The sequence below is a fragment of the Streptomyces sp. R302 genome (assembly GCF_012927245.1).
In the GTDB taxonomy this organism is placed as follows: domain Bacteria; phylum Actinomycetota; class Actinomycetes; order Streptomycetales; family Streptomycetaceae; genus Streptomyces.
Genome location: NZ_JABBGE010000012.1, coordinates 33,450 through 48,424, shown reverse-complemented (window position 1 = coordinate 48,424; position 14,975 = coordinate 33,450). Strand labels below are relative to the sequence as shown.

At 73.5% G+C, this 14,975-nt stretch carries 15 protein-coding genes; 4 read left to right on the top strand and 11 right to left on the bottom strand.

Features of this window, described 5'->3' with window-relative positions; translation table 11 throughout:
- Nucleotides 1–19: 19 nt before the first annotated feature.
- Nucleotides 20–481: a DUF6325 family protein gene (locus tag HHL19_RS31095; protein WP_240981993.1), complete on the bottom strand. Its 462-nt coding sequence runs from the start codon at nucleotides 479–481 to the stop codon at nucleotides 20–22.
- A 240-nt stretch (nucleotides 482–721) separates the two neighbouring features.
- On the opposite strand from HHL19_RS31095, the gene HHL19_RS31090 reads away from it, so the two are divergent.
- Nucleotides 722–2,053: a DUF1254 domain-containing protein gene (locus tag HHL19_RS31090; RefSeq protein ID WP_169093726.1), complete on the top strand. Its 1,332-nt coding sequence runs from the start codon at nucleotides 722–724 to the stop codon at nucleotides 2,051–2,053.
- A gap of 4 nt (nucleotides 2,054–2,057) precedes the next feature.
- Here HHL19_RS31090 and HHL19_RS31085 read toward each other — a convergent pair whose 3' ends face one another.
- Together HHL19_RS31085 and HHL19_RS31080 are read right to left on the bottom strand one after the other, a co-directional pair.
- Nucleotides 2,058–2,702: a GAP family protein gene (locus tag HHL19_RS31085; RefSeq protein ID WP_169093725.1), complete on the bottom strand. Its 645-nt coding sequence runs from the start codon at nucleotides 2,700–2,702 to the stop codon at nucleotides 2,058–2,060.
- A 92-nt stretch (nucleotides 2,703–2,794) separates the two neighbouring features.
- Complete coding sequence (locus tag HHL19_RS31080; RefSeq protein WP_169093724.1) at nucleotides 2,795–4,159, bottom strand: glutamate decarboxylase; 1,365 nt, start codon at nucleotides 4,157–4,159, stop codon at nucleotides 2,795–2,797.
- A gap of 945 nt (nucleotides 4,160–5,104) precedes the next feature.
- Between HHL19_RS31080 and HHL19_RS31075 the strand changes: the two genes are divergently transcribed.
- Together HHL19_RS31075 and HHL19_RS38615 are read left to right on the top strand one after the other, a co-directional pair.
- Nucleotides 5,105–5,983 (top strand): dienelactone hydrolase family protein, encoded by an 879-nt coding sequence (locus tag HHL19_RS31075; protein ID WP_169093723.1) that lies wholly within the window; start codon nucleotides 5,105–5,107, stop codon nucleotides 5,981–5,983.
- 118 nt (nucleotides 5,984–6,101) lie between these two features.
- Nucleotides 6,102–8,552 (top strand): LuxR C-terminal-related transcriptional regulator, encoded by a 2,451-nt coding sequence (locus HHL19_RS38615; protein WP_169093722.1) that lies wholly within the window; start codon nucleotides 6,102–6,104, stop codon nucleotides 8,550–8,552.
- 208 nt (nucleotides 8,553–8,760) lie between these two features.
- On the opposite strand, the gene HHL19_RS31065 is transcribed toward HHL19_RS38615, so the two are convergent.
- The 7 genes from HHL19_RS31065 to HHL19_RS31035 all read right to left on the bottom strand — a co-directional run bounded on the left by HHL19_RS31065 (nucleotide 8,761) and on the right by HHL19_RS31035 (nucleotide 13,403).
- On the bottom strand, nucleotides 8,761–9,432 hold the full coding sequence (locus HHL19_RS31065) for a GPP34 family phosphoprotein (RefSeq protein WP_169093721.1): 672 nt from the start codon (nucleotides 9,430–9,432) through the stop codon (nucleotides 8,761–8,763).
- 76 nt (nucleotides 9,433–9,508) lie between these two features.
- Nucleotides 9,509–10,213: a DUF6230 family protein gene (locus HHL19_RS31060; protein WP_169093720.1), complete on the bottom strand. Its 705-nt coding sequence runs from the start codon at nucleotides 10,211–10,213 to the stop codon at nucleotides 9,509–9,511.
- Nucleotides 10,210–10,839 (bottom strand): hypothetical protein, encoded by a 630-nt coding sequence (locus HHL19_RS31055; protein WP_169093719.1) that lies wholly within the window; start codon nucleotides 10,837–10,839, stop codon nucleotides 10,210–10,212. The genes HHL19_RS31060 and HHL19_RS31055 overlap by 4 nt, the downstream gene beginning before the upstream one ends.
- Nucleotides 10,836–11,252 carry a DUF6114 domain-containing protein gene (locus HHL19_RS31050; RefSeq protein ID WP_169093718.1) on the bottom strand — a complete coding sequence of 139 codons (417 nt, stop codon included), beginning with the start codon at nucleotides 11,250–11,252 and terminating at the stop codon, nucleotides 10,836–10,838. The genes HHL19_RS31055 and HHL19_RS31050 overlap by 4 nt, the downstream gene beginning before the upstream one ends.
- On the bottom strand, nucleotides 11,246–12,031 hold the full coding sequence (locus tag HHL19_RS31045) for a DUF6230 family protein (RefSeq protein ID WP_169093717.1): 786 nt from the start codon (nucleotides 12,029–12,031) through the stop codon (nucleotides 11,246–11,248). The genes HHL19_RS31050 and HHL19_RS31045 overlap by 7 nt, the downstream gene beginning before the upstream one ends.
- On the bottom strand, nucleotides 12,028–12,573 hold the full coding sequence (locus HHL19_RS38290; RefSeq protein ID WP_346768492.1) for a DUF6114 domain-containing protein: 546 nt from the start codon (nucleotides 12,571–12,573) through the stop codon (nucleotides 12,028–12,030). The genes HHL19_RS31045 and HHL19_RS38290 overlap by 4 nt, the downstream gene beginning before the upstream one ends.
- Nucleotides 12,574–12,722: 149 nt before the next feature.
- Nucleotides 12,723–13,403, bottom strand: coding sequence for a DUF6230 family protein (locus HHL19_RS31035; RefSeq protein ID WP_169093716.1), 681 nt, complete (start codon nucleotides 13,401–13,403; stop codon nucleotides 12,723–12,725).
- A gap of 208 nt (nucleotides 13,404–13,611) precedes the next feature.
- Here HHL19_RS31035 and HHL19_RS31030 point away from each other — a divergent pair, with 208 nt between their 5' ends.
- Entirely contained in the window at nucleotides 13,612–14,229 is a 618-nt protein-coding gene (locus HHL19_RS31030; RefSeq protein ID WP_169093715.1) for a TetR family transcriptional regulator, read from the top strand.
- Between the two features lie 22 nt (nucleotides 14,230–14,251).
- On the opposite strand, the gene lepB is transcribed toward HHL19_RS31030, so the two are convergent.
- The gene (gene lepB / locus HHL19_RS31025) at nucleotides 14,252–14,863 is read right to left on the bottom strand and encodes a signal peptidase I (protein ID WP_169093714.1); all 612 of its coding nucleotides are present in this window, start codon (nucleotides 14,861–14,863) and stop codon (nucleotides 14,252–14,254) included.
- Nucleotides 14,864–14,975 lie beyond the last annotated feature (112 nt).

The following is a 14,975-nucleotide window of genomic DNA, read 5'->3' as shown; positions in this document are numbered from 1 at the left end:
GCCTTCGGGCCGACGGCCCTCAGGAAGTCGAAGCCGGGCTCTCGGCCTCGATGGCCTCCAGGCTGGCCAGGAGGTCCTCGGCCGGAATCCTTCCGTTGGCGACCATGCGCGCTCCGCCGCGGCGCAGGGCGGCCGCCAGCGGCACAGCCCACAGGTTCTCGTACACGAGGACGCCCGCGGAGTTGCCGGGTTCGAGGACGGCGGCGGCCTCCTGGAGGTCGTCCTCGCCGAGCAGGCCCGAGGAGGCGCCCTCGAACATGGTCAGGTCGAGTTCCCCGTCACCGTCCAGGTCCGTGAGCTTCAGCGCCGTGACCGAACCGTCCTCGTCCTTGCGGACGAAGGACAGGTCGAGGACTCGGATGATGCGCCGCTCGACGAGGTCGAGCAACAAGGGCAGTCCTTCTCCGGTCATGCGATTTCCGGGGAACTCGAGGACCAGGAAGTCCACGGGTCCCATCTCGGAGAATTCGTCGTCGCTCATTCCGGCTCCTCGCTGGCGGCTTTCAGCCTTCCACCGTGCGGCAACCACGCCCCGGCCGCACTCGTCGCCCTGCCTTCCATTCCAGCACCGCGCGACCGGGCACGCATCTTCGTGACGGCCCCCGGCCACCACGCGGTCCGCCGCCCCCGCCATCCGTTCGGCGGACTCGCCGGGCGACGGCAGGGCCGTGCTCGTAGCGTCGGGCCGGAACGGGGATCGTCCTCTCACCTGGAGTAGCCGATGACTGATGAGTCGATGGAGAAGCTGGCCACGGAGGCATGGCTCTACGGGTACCCGCTGGTCACGGCCGCCGTGACGAAGAGCGACATGACGGCGGTGCCGGCCCGGGACGACGCGCGCCGGAAGGCCCCGGTCAACCAGTTCTGCTACATGCGCGTCACCCCGGACGCCGCCTTCACCGAGGTCGTCTCGCCGAACGCCGACACCCTGTACTCCAGCGCCTGGCTCGACCTGTCCGACCAGCCCCTGGTACTGGCCCTGCCCGACTTCGGCGACCGCTTCTGGATGGTCCCGATCCTGGACGCCTGGTCCGACGTCTGCGCCGTCGTCGGCCGACGCACGAACGGATCGTCCGCCGGGCCGTTCCTGATCGCCGGGCCGTCCTGGTCCGGAGCGGTCCCCGTCGGCCTGACCCTGCTGAAGTCCCCCACCGCCGTGAACTGGATCATCGCGCGGTACGCGACCAGCGGCCCGATGGACTTCCCGGCCGTCAACAAGCTCCAGGACGCCACCCGGCTGATCCCGCTCTCGCAGTGGACCGGCGACCCCGACGACTACTCCCCTCCCACCGACGTCCCCGTCTCCGCCGTCGCCGACACCACGACGGCGCCCGTCGACCAGGTCCACGCGCTCAGCGGCCGCGACTACTTCGCCCTCCTCAACCGGATGATGGTCGACAACCCTCCCGACCCCGCCGATGCCCCGTTCCTGGGCCGCATCGCCGAACTCGGCATCGCCCCCGGCGCGAGCCTGGACGACCTCTCCCCCGAAAGACTGGCCGCCCTGGACGCGGGCGCGCGACGCGGCCCCGAGGCCCTGCGCGAGCTGTTCGCCCGGGCGGAGTCCGCGGGCACCGGAGGATGGGCCGTGCACCGGGGCCTGGGCGACTACGGAACCGACTACGCCAAGCGCGCGGTCATCACCCGGTTCGGGTACGGAGCCAACCTCGACGCCGACGCCCTGTACCCGCACGCCACCACCGACGCCGACGGCCGCCCCCTCGACGGTGCCCACACCTACGTGCTGCACTTCGACGCCGAGGAGATCCCGCCCGTCGACGGCTTCTGGTCCCTCACGATGATGAACGAACGTCAGTTCTTCGCCGACAACCCGCTGGACCGCTACGCGATCGGCGACCGCAGCGGCATGCGCACCAACCCCGACGGCTCCCTGGACATCCTCGTCCAGCACGACAGCCCCGGACCCGACCGCGAGAGCAACTGGCTGCCCGCACCCGCGGGAAGCTTCAACGTCTTCCTCCGCCTGTACTGGCCGCGGCAGCCTGCCCTCACCGGCGAATGGACCCCGCCCGCGCTGCGGCGTACCGGCTGAATCGTCAAGCCACCAGCTGGTAGATGCTCCGGGCCGTCAGCCACAGGCCGGCGGCCAGGGAGAGCGTGATGATGAGCTGTTCCTGGTGCCCGTCCAGCCAGCTTCGCAGGGCGTTCAGCCGGGCGTTCGCGGCCGTGGGCGCCCAGACCACGTACATCTCCATGACGATGAGGCTGAGCGTGGCCAGCACGCAGTAGCCGGCCAGTGCGAGCCAGTCGGTCAGGGTGGAGAGCTGCGCGTCGACGACGGTCGCGGCGCCGGCGGCGACCAGTCCCCAGGGCTGCAGCAGCCAGGCCAGACCGGCCGCCGTGACCGGGGTGGCGTTGTCGATCCGGGCGGTCCAGCGGGGCGGGCCGTGCGGGCGGGGCGGCCGACGGTGCCGATACGCCCCGTACAGCACCAGCGCCAGCCCGATGACGAGTTTCGCGGCGATCCCGGCGGTCGAGGGCGCGCTGTGACGGGCCGGGGGCTGACCGCCGGTCAGCAGCACCACGACAGCGATCACCGCCACCAGGTTGGCCAGCCACGACAACAAGAACGCCAGGCCCTGACGAACGCCGCGCCGCGAGAACAGCAACAGGATGAAGGCGCTGTTGTGCAGGGGCCCCAGGGTGACGGCCGTCCCGATCACCATCAGGTCAAGAACCACCGGACCGGTCACTCCTGGTTGTCGGGGCCGTCCGCCACATGCGCGGCAGGGACCGGCCGGAGGGGGATCCGGCGCTGCCAGGGTGCCGCATCTCAGTAACCGGTGCCGCGCTTGACCAGGGCCCGCTCGGCGTCGTGCGTCGCGCCCTTGTCGTCCAAGGTGCGACACGCGTCGGTAATGTCCTGGCTCAGGCGATCGATGTGTTCTCGGCTCAGGGTCTCCTTGACGAGAGCACGCATGATCTTCACCCGATCCGCGTTGGGCGGGAGCGTGTACGCCGGCACCATCCATCCGCGCTCGGCGGTAAGCTGCCAGGCGATGTCGGACTCGTCGTAGGAGTGCTTTTCGGCGAGGCGGAACGCGACGAGGGGCAGCTGTTCGAGGTCGCTGCCGATCACTTCGAATCGGCCGCTCCTCCGCAGGTTGTCCGCCAGTACGCGGGCGTTCTCCTGCATCATCTTCATGACGTAGGTGTAGCCCTGGCGTCCGAGGCGCACGAAGTTGTAGTACTGCGCGAGCACCATCGACGCGCCGGTGGAGAAGTTCAGCGTGAATGTGGCGTCGGTCTTTCCCAGGTAGTTCTCGTAGAACACGAGGTCCTTGGCCAGGTCGGACTCGTCGCGGAAGATCAGCCAGCCGATGCCGGGATAGACCAGTCCGTATTTGTGGCCAGAGACGTTGATCGAACGGACCTGCTCAAGACGGAAGTCCCATGTGGAGTCCGGGTAGAGGAAGGGCCACACGAATGCGCCGCTGGCGCCGTCGACGTGGATCGGAATGTCGAGGTCCCGCTCTTTGCGGATGTCCCGCAGGAGCTTGTCGATGCCGACGACGTCGTCCTTGTGGCCGGTGAACGTAGTGCCGAGGACGGCGACGACACCGATCGTGTTCTCGTCGAGGTGGGGTTCCACGTCCTCCGGGCCGATCGTGTACTTGCCCTCGGCGAGCGGTACGACCCGCGGCTCGACGTCGAAGTAGCGGCAGAACTTCTCCCACACCACGTGGACGTCCCCGCCGAAGATCAGGTTGGGCCGATCGGTCGACAGACCCGCGGCCTCGCGGCGCTCGCGCCACTTCCACTTCAGTGAAAGCGCTCCGAGCATGATCGCCTCGGACGAGCCCTGGGTCCGGCACCCGGCCGTCCTGCCCGGCGCGTGGAAGAGATCGGCGAGCATGCGTACGCAACGCTGCTCGATCTCGGCGGAAATCGGGTACTCCGCGTGGTCGATGAAATTGCGATGGAGATTCTCGGCGATCAGCCGCTGCGCCTCCGGCTCCATCCACGTGGTGACAAACGTGGCGAGATTGCGCTGCGGGTCGCCCTCCATGGCGAGATCCACGTCCACGAGCCGCATCGCGTCCGTCGCGGCCATCCCCTCCTCGGGAAACTTGCTCGAGGGAGCGGGCACGGTCAGGAATCGGTTGCCGAAAAGCTCCGCGTCATCACGCTTGGTCATACGACAATTCAAACAGCGCGGGTTCCCGACTCAGCGAGGGACACGCCGAGCCGCAATCGCTGCCACGGGCGAACAGCCGACCCGGCGTGCGCGCGGTTTGGACCTGCCGGTCCATTTCCTGCTCCCTCATGCGACTGAACCTCTTTCATCCTGTGCTGGAGGGTGAAATGGGCTGTTCAGCGGGGGTGTGACGAGGCAGGGCCCCTGGTCGTTGGCGTGGTGATTCCATATCCTGCCACGCTCGACCTCCCTTATAAACGGAACGCCCTCTCGGCTACGGGGAGAACCTACCTCTGCGAGTGCGGCTCGCAGCACAACTCAGGCTGGACCTTACGGACCGGCTGGAAGATTCCGCCCTGGGTCTCCTCGGCAATCCTCCCTTTCCGCGAGCCGGGCTTGCAGCACCACCACGGCGCGGTGCCGCCCATAGTCCTGGGCCTGAGGCTGGATCTGTGTCTGCGAGTACGGTTCGCAGCGCCACTGCGGCTGACCGAGCGGGGGCAGTATCCCCCCGGCCCCGCCCCGCCGTCTCTGCGGGTTCAACTCGCAGCACCCCCACGGCGACCGCCTCCTGGGCGCAGCTCTGCTGACCCACGGACGACTTCTCCGGGGCGTCGAGGCGGGGACCAGCGGCCGGCGGCGCCGGGGAGGAACCGGGGCTCGACCGGCGGGCCGGTCTCCCTGCTTTCCACCGGTCCGCTTTCCCATCGGTCCACCGATGGTGCCCCGCCCTGTCGGCCACCGGTACGAAGAAGGCATGGTAACCGAGCGTGATCGTCGGCGAGGAGTGCGAACCGGCCTCCGTGGCCGCCGCTTCGAGGCCGGTGGTTTCGCCGATGCCCGGGGGCCGTGGTGGCTGGACAGTGGCGGCGTCCGCCAGGACACGGCCCGCCGGCCGGCGCCGCCGGAGGCGGGTGCCCCACGACACGAGAGGACGGCTTCGTCGTGAGACGACACCTTTCCCTGGCCACCGCCGCGGCGTCCGCGTGCTTCGCCCTGCTCCTCGCGCCCGGCGCCCAGGCCGCCGGGACGGCGGCGGAGAATCCGTACGAGCGCGGTCCCGCCCCGACCCAGTCCGGTATCGAGGCGCTGCGCGGGCCGTACGCCGTGGCGCGGACCAGCGTCTCCTCGCTGGCCGCGACCGGCTTCGGCGGTGGCACCATCTACTACCCCGCGTCGACCGCCGACGGCACCTTCGGCGCGGTGGTGATCTCGCCGGGGTTCACCGCGTACCAGTCGTCGATCGCCTGGCTCGGGCCGCGCCTGGCCTCGCAGGGGTTCGTGGTGTTCACCATCGACACCCTCACCACCCTCGACCAGCCGGACAGCCGCGGAAGGCAGCTCCTCGCGGCCCTCGACCACCTGACGCGGCGCAGCTCCGTACGCGACCGGATCGACGCGAGCCGACTCGGCGTGATGGGGCACTCCATGGGCGGCGGAGGCGCTCTCGAAGCCGCGAAGAGCCGGCCGTCCTTGAAGGCCGCCATCCCGCTGACGGGCTGGAACACGGACAAGACCTGGCCGGAGATCGCCACGCCCACGCTCGTCATCGGCGCGGACGGCGACACCATCGCGCCGGTCGCCACCCACTCGGAGCCCTTCTACGAGAGCCTCCCGGACACCCTCGACAAGGCCTACCTGGAGCTCAACGGCGCGACGCACTTCACCCCGAACACGTCGGACACGACGATCGCGAAGTACAGCGTCTCCTGGCTCAAGCGCTTCCTCGACGACGACGTGCGCTACGAGCAGTTCCTGTGCCCGCTGCCACGGCCGAGCCTGACGATCGAGGAGTACCGGGGCAGCTGCCCGCTCGGGTCCTGACCCGCGGCGGCGACCGCGCGCCCTGTGCGCGGTCACAGAACGGGGTCCCCGGGGACTGGGCCGGTGCCCAGTCCCGGGGACCTTCCACGGTCCGATACGGGTCGGTAGCGTGGTCCGGGTGATCGGAGCGACGTCCTCCCCGGAAGGCCCGGAGCTCTACGGATGCGGGGCCCCACTCGCCGCCGTGGCCAGGCTGTCGGCCCGCGCCGCGGACGGCTCCGGCGGTCTGCTCCTCGTCACCGGCGGCCCCGGCACCGGGCGCTCCACGCTGCTGGCCCGCGCGGCCCGCGGCTTCCCCGGCGCCGCCTACGGCGTGGCCGCGCCCGGCCACCGGGCGCCGTGGAGCGGGGTGCGGGCGCTCCTCGCCGCGCTGGCCCCGTCGGCGCCGGCTGCCCGCCGGGCGCTGCGGGAGGCACGCGGACCGGCCGGTCTCCGCGGGGCCCTGGCGGGGCTGCTGTCCGGGCGCGGCGCGCTGGTGTGCCTGGACGACCTGCACATGTGGGACGCGCACTCGCGGGCCGCGCTCGCCGCCGCGTGGCGCGAACCGGCGGGACCGGGCTGGCTCGTGTCGCTGGCCGCGCACCACCGGCCGCCCGAGGTGCCGGGAGCGGAGGGCGTCCGCCTCGGACGCCTGGTGCCGGACGCGGCGCGGGCCCTGCTCGACGCGGTGTCCCCGGTGCCGGTGCCCGCCGTCGTACGGGAGCGGCTCCTCCACGAGACGGCCGGGCACCCCGGGGTGCTCGTCGCGGCCGTACGGCGCCTGGACGCCGAGCGGCTCTCCGGACGCGCCCCCTTGCCCGATCCCGTCGTCGACGACGACGTCCTCGGCCGGGTGTACGGCGGGCTGCTGCGTTCGCTGCCCGTCGACTCGCGCCGACTGCTCTGCCTGGCGGCCACGGTGACCCGGTCCGGCGGGGGCGTGGCCGCCGCCGAGACGGTGCGGACGGCGGCACGGGCGGCCCGCACACCGGCCAGAGCCCTGGACGGTCTCGTCGCCGACGGGCTTCTCGGGCGCACCGGCCCCGCCCTGCGCTTCGCCGACCCCTTCCTCGAACGCGCCGCCGTGGCCGCCGCCGGACCCGGCGGTCCGGCTCTCGCCTGGGGCGAGCGGCGTCGCGCCGAGCCGGTGACCCCGGAGCGGACGCTCGCCGCGGGCCGCGCCCTGCTGTTGCGGGGGCTGGCGGCGGCGGCCGGCGGTCCGGTGCGGGAGGCCCACGAGGCGCTGCTCCAGGCGGGCCGGCTGTTACGGGACGGGGCGCCGGCCGAGGCGGCCGACGCGCTGTTCCTGGCGATGGAGGCGGCCTGGGCGGGCGGTGACGCCGCCGCCTGCCTGGCGGCGCTGGACGGCGCGCGGGGCGCCGAGGGCCCGGAGCGCGACTTCTCCGACGGGCTGCGGGCCGCCCTCGGCGGACGGCTCGCCGAGGTCCGCCCGCCGCTCGCGCGCGTGGTCGCGCGGGACGGCGCGGAGGCCGAACCGCGGCTCCTGCTGCGGGCGGGCTCGGCTGCCCTCGTGCTCGGCGACACCGCCGCCGCGGCCCGGATCCACGCCCGAGCACTCGCCCTGGCCCGGGCGGAGCCGCGCGGGACGCTGGTCCCGCGCGCGCTGGAGCACCTCGCCTACGCCGAACTGCGCGCGGGGCTTTACAGCCGGGCCGCACGCCACGCGCGGGAGGGGCTGCGGGCCGCCGGACGGACCGGCCAGCCCAATGCGGCGGCCCATCAGCACGCCGTGCTGGCCCTCGCGGCCTCGGTCCTCGGGGAGGACGGGCGGCGGGTCGCCGAGCACGCCGGGGCGGCCCTCGCGACCGCCCGCGCGCACGGGCTCGTCCAGGCCGCGACGCTCGCCGAGTGGGCGCTCGCCCGGGCGGAGTCAGGCGTCGGGCTCGCCGCCCAGGCGGCCGCCCGCCTTGCCCCGCTCGTCCGCCCCGGGCCCCGGGGCGGGCACTTCGCGCTCCGCATGCTGATGGCCCCCTGTTTCGTCGAGGCCGCCGCCGTCTCGGGCCGCCGTGCGGAGGCCCGGGAGGTGACGGAGGAGTACGCCGACTGGGCCGCGCAGGGCCTGGACCGGGCGGCCCCGGCCCAACTGGCGCGCTGCCGGGCGCTCCTGGCGGAGGACGACCGGACGGCGTACTGGTTCGGCGAGGCGGTGCGGCACCACGAGGGCTGCGGCAACGACTTCGAGCGGGCCCGGACTCTGCTCGCGTACGGGACCTGGCTGCGGCGCCGGCGTCGGCCGGGCGACGCGCGCGGTCCGCTGCGCGACGCCCTGGTCACCTTCGAACGGGCCGCGGCCGTCGGCTGGGCCGAGCGGGCCCGCTGGGAGCTGCGCGCGACCGGCGGCGTCGAGGGCTCCGGCGGCTCCGGCCCGGCCGCCCTCGCCGTCCTCACGCCGCAGCAGCAGCTGATCGCCCGCCTGGCGGCGCAGGGGGCGACCAATCAGGAGATCGCGGACCGGCTCACGTTGAGCCCGCGGACGATCGACCACCACCTGAGGAACGTCTACGCCCGGCTGCAGATCCGCTCCCGGGTGCAGCTGTCCGGCGTGGTGGCGGCCCTCCCTGGCCCCTAGGCCGTGTCTTCCGGATCATGCCGGGCTCGCGGCGTCTGGCACCGCGCCTCGCCGCGTTGTCGTCAGTCGCCGATGCTCCGCATGGACTCCCTCCTCCGCCTTGCGATGCACGGCACCAGACGCCGCGAGCTGATCCGACCTGATCCGAAAGACACGGCCTAGGGCCTGTCCGGCGGGCCCGGAGCGAGGAGGGCCCGCCCGCCCCGGCTCAGACGCCGCGCCAGAGGTTGGCGAAGGCGGAGGCCTCGATGGTGCGGCGCTGGCGTACGGCCTCCAGCTCCATGACCGCGTCGTGCACGGCGGCCACCACGGCCGTGACCGCCTCGTCTTCGAAGCCGGGCTCGATCACGGCGAACTCCCGCTCGTCCGCGTCCTCGCCCTCGGCCGCGTCGTCGGCGGGGGCGGGGGCGGGGGCGGGGGCGGCGACGCCGATGCCCAGGGCCGAGGCGAGGGCGGTCAGGACGGGCTCCCGCTCCTCCCAGCGCTCGGCCGCCCGGCGACGGGCCGGCGTGTCGAGCGGTTCCACGCGCTGCCTGCCGAAGGGCATCCGGCCGCCGCGCTTCGGCGCCAGCTCGCCGTCCTCCTCCAGGGCGGTCCGGTAACCGGCCGAGAGGTCGCGGCCACGGCGCCAGAGCCAGTCCTCGATCCGCTCGTACGGGGCCTGCCGGGTGAGACCGGCCACGGCCTCGCCGAGGAGCCGGTCGCCCGGCTCCGCGGATCCGCCGGGCACGACGCGGTCGTCGTCGACGGTGACGGCCTCCGCGCCGAGGAGATCGATCAGTTCGGCTCCCGCGAGGGCGAGCGAGAGGTCGCCCTGCCCCACGGCGCGTTCGGGATCCTGGTCCATGGCAAGGATGAACAGGTCTTTCGCCGTGGTCATGAAAGGGTTCCTCCCGAAGGCGACGACGGAGCGGCCGCCACGATCATTACCACCTCCCCCACCGGCCGTCGAGCCCTCAGGGCGTCCCCGGTGTCCCCGTGGGCGCGGCGGGGGCGGGGCAGGCGACCGCGCCGGGTTTCACGGAGAGCTTGAGACGGGGGGTGGTGAGCAGGCCGGGGATCTGGAAGTCCTGGGCGGTGCCGGTGATCCGGTCGAACTTGGCGTAGCGGGCCTGGATGCCGAAGCGGTGCTGCGGGGCGCCGAGGGGGTTCGGCACGTACGCGCCGGAGGCGTCCTTGACGGTGCGGACGTCGGCGCCGTTGACGTTGAGGTCGACGATGCCGTCCATGTCGAGCTCGCCGGTGGCGTTCCTCAGGTCGAGGACGGTGTTGCGGGTGCGGATCTCCCAGGAGGCGGGGTCGTCGTCGCCGAGGGTGAGCAGCAGGGTGTACGTGGCTCCCGCGATCTGCTGGCGCCGGCTGAGGCAGAGCCCGTTGAGGACCCCGTCGGCGAAGCCCATCCGCAGCACCCGCACGCTGCCGGCCGTGCCGTCGGCGCGTACGACCGCCTGGTCGACGACGGCCGCGCCGTACTGGGTGCCGTACAGGCTGCTGGTGGTGAAGTCGACCGGCCGGTCCTGGACGCTCAGGCCGACGGCGAGCGCCCCTGTGGCCATCGCCGAGCCGATCCCGCCGGCGGCGAGGAGTGCGGGGGCGGCGACGGCGAGGGCGCGCCGCCAGTGGGTGCGGCCCTCGGGGCGGAGCGGTGCGGAGCTGGTCATGGCGTGGTCACCGTGATCGTTCCGGGGAGGTGGACGGGGTTGTCGGTGGAGTTGAGCTCGGCGTGGTCGTCGACGGTCCGGATGGCGTAGATCTCGCCCTCGAACTCCTCCGCGCCGGCCGTGAGCGGGATGAGGGAGCCGAAGAAGTCGAGCAGCCCCTGGACCTCGCAGATCTGGAAGATCACGCGGACGCAGACCCGGTTGATCTTCCCCCACATCGTCGTGGTCTCCGGCCGGCCGGCGCTGTCGTAGCCGCCGAGCGAGCCCTCGTTCGGCACGTCGATGACGAGGGTGTGGCCGTCGGCCCGCTGGGTCACGTTCATGTGGGAGCGGATCTTCAGCTTGGTGAAGGTGTACTTGTTCGTCACCACGGAGGTGCCGTCGGAGAGCCGGATGGTGACGCCCTTCTCGACGGTCAGGGAGACGGCGACCATGCTGTCGATGCGCACCTGGAGCGGGTACGGGCTGGGCAGGAACGGTACGCCGAGCGGTTCCACGGCGGCGGGCGGGCGGCCGGCGGCGCTGCTCGGCCCGCCGGAGGTGAGCGCGGTGGCGACGGCGAGCAGCAGCGCGGCCACGACGGCGACCGCCTTGCGCCGTCCCCGTACGCCCGCCCCGGCCGTCATCCCTCCACCGCCTCGGGTACGGCTCCGGCGGCGGCCCGCGCCGCTCCGCGCGGGCGCTTGGCGCCCCAGCCGACCGTCATCGAGCCGCCGAGGACACCGAGGACCATGCCGAGGAGGAAGCCGCCGAGGTTGGAGACGACGAGGGAGACCACGGCGAGGACGCAGCCGATGAGGCCGAAGGTGTACCGCTGGCGGGGCGCGGCGAGCGGGATGAGCCCGCAGAGGATCATCCCGCCGCCGACGAGGTAGCCCGCGACGCCGCCGAAGCCGGTGCTGACGATGAGCTGCACGGAGCTGAGCGAGAACTTGAGCACGGTCCAGCCGCCGGCCACCAGCCACACCGCGCCCCAGAAGGGGCGGGTGCGCCGGAAGGCCCGGAACCACCGGTACGCGGCGCGGGCCCGGCTCAGCATGCGGTGGCCGTTCCGGCGACGACCCTCAGCTTCAGGTTCGGCAGGACCAGCGCGCCGGCCATCTCGGCGTCGTACGCGGTGGCGTCGAGGCCGTGCAGCCGGATGGAGCTGCCGCCCTCGCCGCCGGCCGAGCCGAGGCCGAAGCCGCCGGGGAGCGCGCCGGTGAGCGGCTTGCCGGCGACGGTGACCTGGTCGGCGGACTGGCCGAGGACCGCGTTCTGGAGGGTGGTGGGGCCGTAGGCCTGGAGCTCGGTCGCCTGGAGGTAGAGGTTGGAGGCGTCGATGTCGGTGGTGAAGCTCGCGGGCGGGGTCGCGGTCACCGTCTGGCCGCCGGTGAGCAGGAGCGAGTACGGCACGCCGGCGATCGACTGGTGGACGATCCCGCACAGTCCGGCGAGGCCCGCGCTGGCGAAGCCGACGCGCGCCATCGCCGTGTCGGTGGTGGTCGTGCCGTCCGGGCGGCCCACGGCGGGGGTGTTGACGATGGCTCCGAAACCGCTGCCGGAGACGCCGTTGGAGGTGAGGGTGAACGGCTGTCCGGTGACGCTGAAGTTGGCGGCGAGGGCGCCCTGCGCGAGGGCCGCGCCGAGCGCGCCGATCGCGAGGCAGGAGGGGACGAGGGCGAGCGCGCCGCGGCCCCAGCGGGTGCCCCGGCGGGTGCCGTCGGCGGCCTCGGCGAGCATCCGGGCGTTCCAGCCGGCGGCGGCGCGGACGCCTTCGGCGCCGAGCCGGGCGAGCGGGCCGCCCGTGGTGCGGGGCGCTGCGTGGAGGGGGTTCATACGGAGCCGCTCCCAACGGATGCGGGGGACGCGGGGGTCCCGTCGGTGACGCTCTCGCGCCGGCGCGACAGGCGGCCGGGGCGCTTGGCGGGCTTCTCGGGCAGCCAGGCGAAGGCCATGGCGCCGCCCAGGACGGAGAGGCCCATGCCGACGAAGAGGCCGCCGAGGTTGGAGAGGGGGAAGGAGGCGACGCCGGCGATGACGGCGAGGGTGCCGGCGGTGTGGCGCTGGCTCGGCAGGGCGAGGACGAGCAGGGCCATCGCCATGATGACGACGCCGCCCGCCATGCCCGCGATGCCGCCGACGCCCACCTGGAGGATCCTGCCGAGCGGCGCCAGCGGCAGGAAGAAGATCACGAAGCCGCCGAGGGCCATCCACATGGCGGCCCAGAACGGCCGGGTGCGGCGCCAGCGTCGGAAGCCGCGGCGGGCGCGGGCCGGGACGGAGGGCTCGAAGTCCTCGGCGGACTCGGCGACTTCGGGCACTTCGGGGACTTCGAAGGCCTCGGGGGCCTCGGGGGCGGGCGGGTCGGTGCTGGTCACGGGGGCCTCGCAGGAGCGGTCCGGAAGGGGCGGGCGGTGGGCCGGTCCGGGGCGGCGCGCCCCGCGGTGGCGCGCCGTCCCGGGTCCGGGTCGTGCGGTGGTGCCGTGGTGCGGTGGTGCGGCTGTGCTCATGTGGTGCGGAGGGGGTGTCAGCAGCCCGTGTCGCCGTGCTTGATGGCGATCGCGAGGTCGGGGAGCGTGATGGCCCCGGCGATCGTGGCACCGTTCGCGTCGGCGTTCAGGTTGCTGATGTCGGTGCGGCCGCCGGTGGCGTCGAGGCCGAACTGGCCCGCGGAGCCGTCCTGGATGCCGGTGGCCTTGATGCCGGCGCCGTCGGCCGCGGCGCCGATGACGTTCGGGGTGGTGTCGGAGGCGTTCAGGGTGGCGGTGGCCGCCTTGAGCGCCTGCGCGTCGAGGATGAGCTTGTTGGCCTGGAGTCCGGCGCCGTTGGCCAGCTGGTCGCTGGTGAGCGGGGTCTCGGCGGCGGGCGAGGAGATGTTGAGCGACCAGGTGCCGAGGGTGCCGATCACCGGGAGGTTGACCGACTGGGTGGCGTGGACGCAGATCCCGTCGAGGCCGGCCTTGGCGATGCCGACCTGCGCGGCGCCCTTGGGGCCGCCGGCGTCGATGGTGTGCATGACCGCGCCGATGCCCTGCGGGGCCGCCACCGTCTTGGAGCTGAGGGTGAACGGCACGCTGGTCAGGGAGAGGTTCGCCGCGAGGGCGCCCTGGACCATCGCGGTGGCCATGGCCGCGACCGCCGCGCAGGCGGGGACGGCGAGGAAGGCCGATCTGCGCCAGCGGGTGACGCCTCTGGGCTCGTTCTGCATGAGGGTTCTCCAACCGTGGGTCCGCGCCGACGGCGCGGGGTGGGATGAGGGACGGCCACGCCCGGGGCCGGTGGCCGAGGACGACAGACACTCTGTGGCCGCCTGTTCGAGAATTGGACACTGCGAGAAGTTGTGTCAAGAGTGCGGACGGACTCGGTGGTTCTGTCGCCCGCCCTGAGGGGTTCCGGCGCTGCTCTAGGCTGGCGCAATGGCACGCTTCAGGGAGACGGTCCGGACACTGCTGCGCGAACGGCTCCTCGACGCCGCCTTCGAGCGGGTCGCGGAGCACGGCTTCGACAAGCTGCGCATGGCCCATCTCGCCGGTGACGTGGGCGTCAGCCGGCAGACGCTGTACTCCGAGTTCCCTTCCAAGGAGGCGGTCGGCGAGGCGCTGTTCCGGCGCGAGCTGGAGCGCTGCCTGGTCGGCATCCAGCAGGGCCTGGACGCCCACCCGGACGACCTGCGCGCGGCCGTGGAGGCCGCCGTCGGCTTCACGCTGACGCTGGCCCGCCGCAATCCGCTCATCCGCGCGATGCTGACGAGCACCGGCGAGGGCGGCCTCCTCCCCTATCTGACGACGCGCTCCGCCGCCGCCTTCGAGCTGGCGACGACGATGGCGGGGACGTACGTGGCGGAGACCTGGCCCTCGATCGACCCGGTCGCCCGGGACCTGGCGGTGGACACGGCGGTCCGCCTGACGGCGAGCCACGTCGTGCAGGCCACCGCCTCCCCCGAGGAGTCGGCACGCCGGATCGCCGACACGGCGGTACGGGTCGCCCTCAGCACCGGCGCGGAACGCCTCCCGGCGGGCACGGCCCGCGCCTGAACCACCCGCGCCCGCCTCGCTCCTACGGCGGCGGAGGACCCCCGTACTCCTCCAGTACGGGCCGGTTGCCGAGGCCCGGCGCGGTGGTGACGGGGTAGGCGCGCAGCCCGACCCGCCCCTCCACCCGGTCGATCGCGCCCCAGCCGTACTGCCGGGAGTCGTCCGACAGGTCGGGGTTGTCGCCCAGGTAGAAGAAGCGGCCCTCCGGCACGGTCCGCAGCTCCGCGCGCGCCGACCGGGTGCCCTCCGCCGAGCAGCAGGCGCCCGCGCGGTGGGCGCGGTCGGTCCACTGGGCGGCGACCACCCGGCGTACGGGCCCCTTGCCGCCCTCCTGGAGGAGGACCTGGAAGGGCTCCGCGCCGGTCGACACGATCGCCACCCGGTCGCCGGGCAGGCCGATCACCCGTTTCACCATGAGGGAGTCCTGCCGGCCGCCGCGCAGCAGGACCACGTCGAAGCGGTCCACCCGGCCCTCCGAGCCCGGAAGGACGAGGATCCGGTCGCCGGGGCGGAGGGTCGGGTCCATGCTGGACCCGTCGACCCGGACGCCGAGGGCGGTCACGGCCACTCCCGCGAGCAGGCAGAGCAGGGCACCGGCCCCGAGGACGGCGCCGAGGACGCGCCCCGCCCTCATCGGCGCCCCCTTCGTCCGCCGTGTCGGCCGGGGTGCGGTACGACCCCGGACCGGTCGAATTCGGTCATGGCGGGACGGTAGGCCGGGCGGCGGGCGGCGGCTGTGACCGTAC

Bases quoted from the DNA above. Each gene is read 5' to 3' on its own strand.
- HHL19_RS31095 (WP_240981993.1), bottom strand. From the start codon at position 481: ATGAGCGACGACGAATTCTCCGAGATGGGACCCGTGGACTTCCTGGTC.
- HHL19_RS31065 (WP_169093721.1), bottom strand. From the start codon at position 9,432: ATGACCACGGCGAAAGACCTGTTCATCCTTGCCATGGACCAGGATCCC.
- HHL19_RS31055 (WP_169093719.1), bottom strand. From the start codon at position 10,839: ATGACGGCCGGGGCGGGCGTACGGGGACGGCGCAAGGCGGTCGCCGTC.
- HHL19_RS31080 (WP_169093724.1), bottom strand. From the start codon at position 4,159: ATGACCAAGCGTGATGACGCGGAGCTTTTCGGCAACCGATTCCTGACC.
- HHL19_RS31030 (WP_169093715.1), top strand. From the start codon at position 13,612: ATGGCACGCTTCAGGGAGACGGTCCGGACACTGCTGCGCGAACGGCTC.
- HHL19_RS31090 (WP_169093726.1), top strand. From the start codon at position 722: ATGACTGATGAGTCGATGGAGAAGCTGGCCACGGAGGCATGGCTCTAC.
- HHL19_RS31035 (WP_169093716.1), bottom strand. From the start codon at position 13,403: ATGCAGAACGAGCCCAGAGGCGTCACCCGCTGGCGCAGATCGGCCTTC.
- HHL19_RS31050 (WP_169093718.1), bottom strand. From the start codon at position 11,252: ATGCTGAGCCGGGCCCGCGCCGCGTACCGGTGGTTCCGGGCCTTCCGG.
- HHL19_RS31060 (WP_169093720.1), bottom strand. From the start codon at position 10,213: ATGACCAGCTCCGCACCGCTCCGCCCCGAGGGCCGCACCCACTGGCGG.
- HHL19_RS31045 (WP_169093717.1), bottom strand. From the start codon at position 12,031: ATGAACCCCCTCCACGCAGCGCCCCGCACCACGGGCGGCCCGCTCGCC.
- lepB (WP_169093714.1), bottom strand. From the start codon at position 14,863: ATGAGGGCGGGGCGCGTCCTCGGCGCCGTCCTCGGGGCCGGTGCCCTG.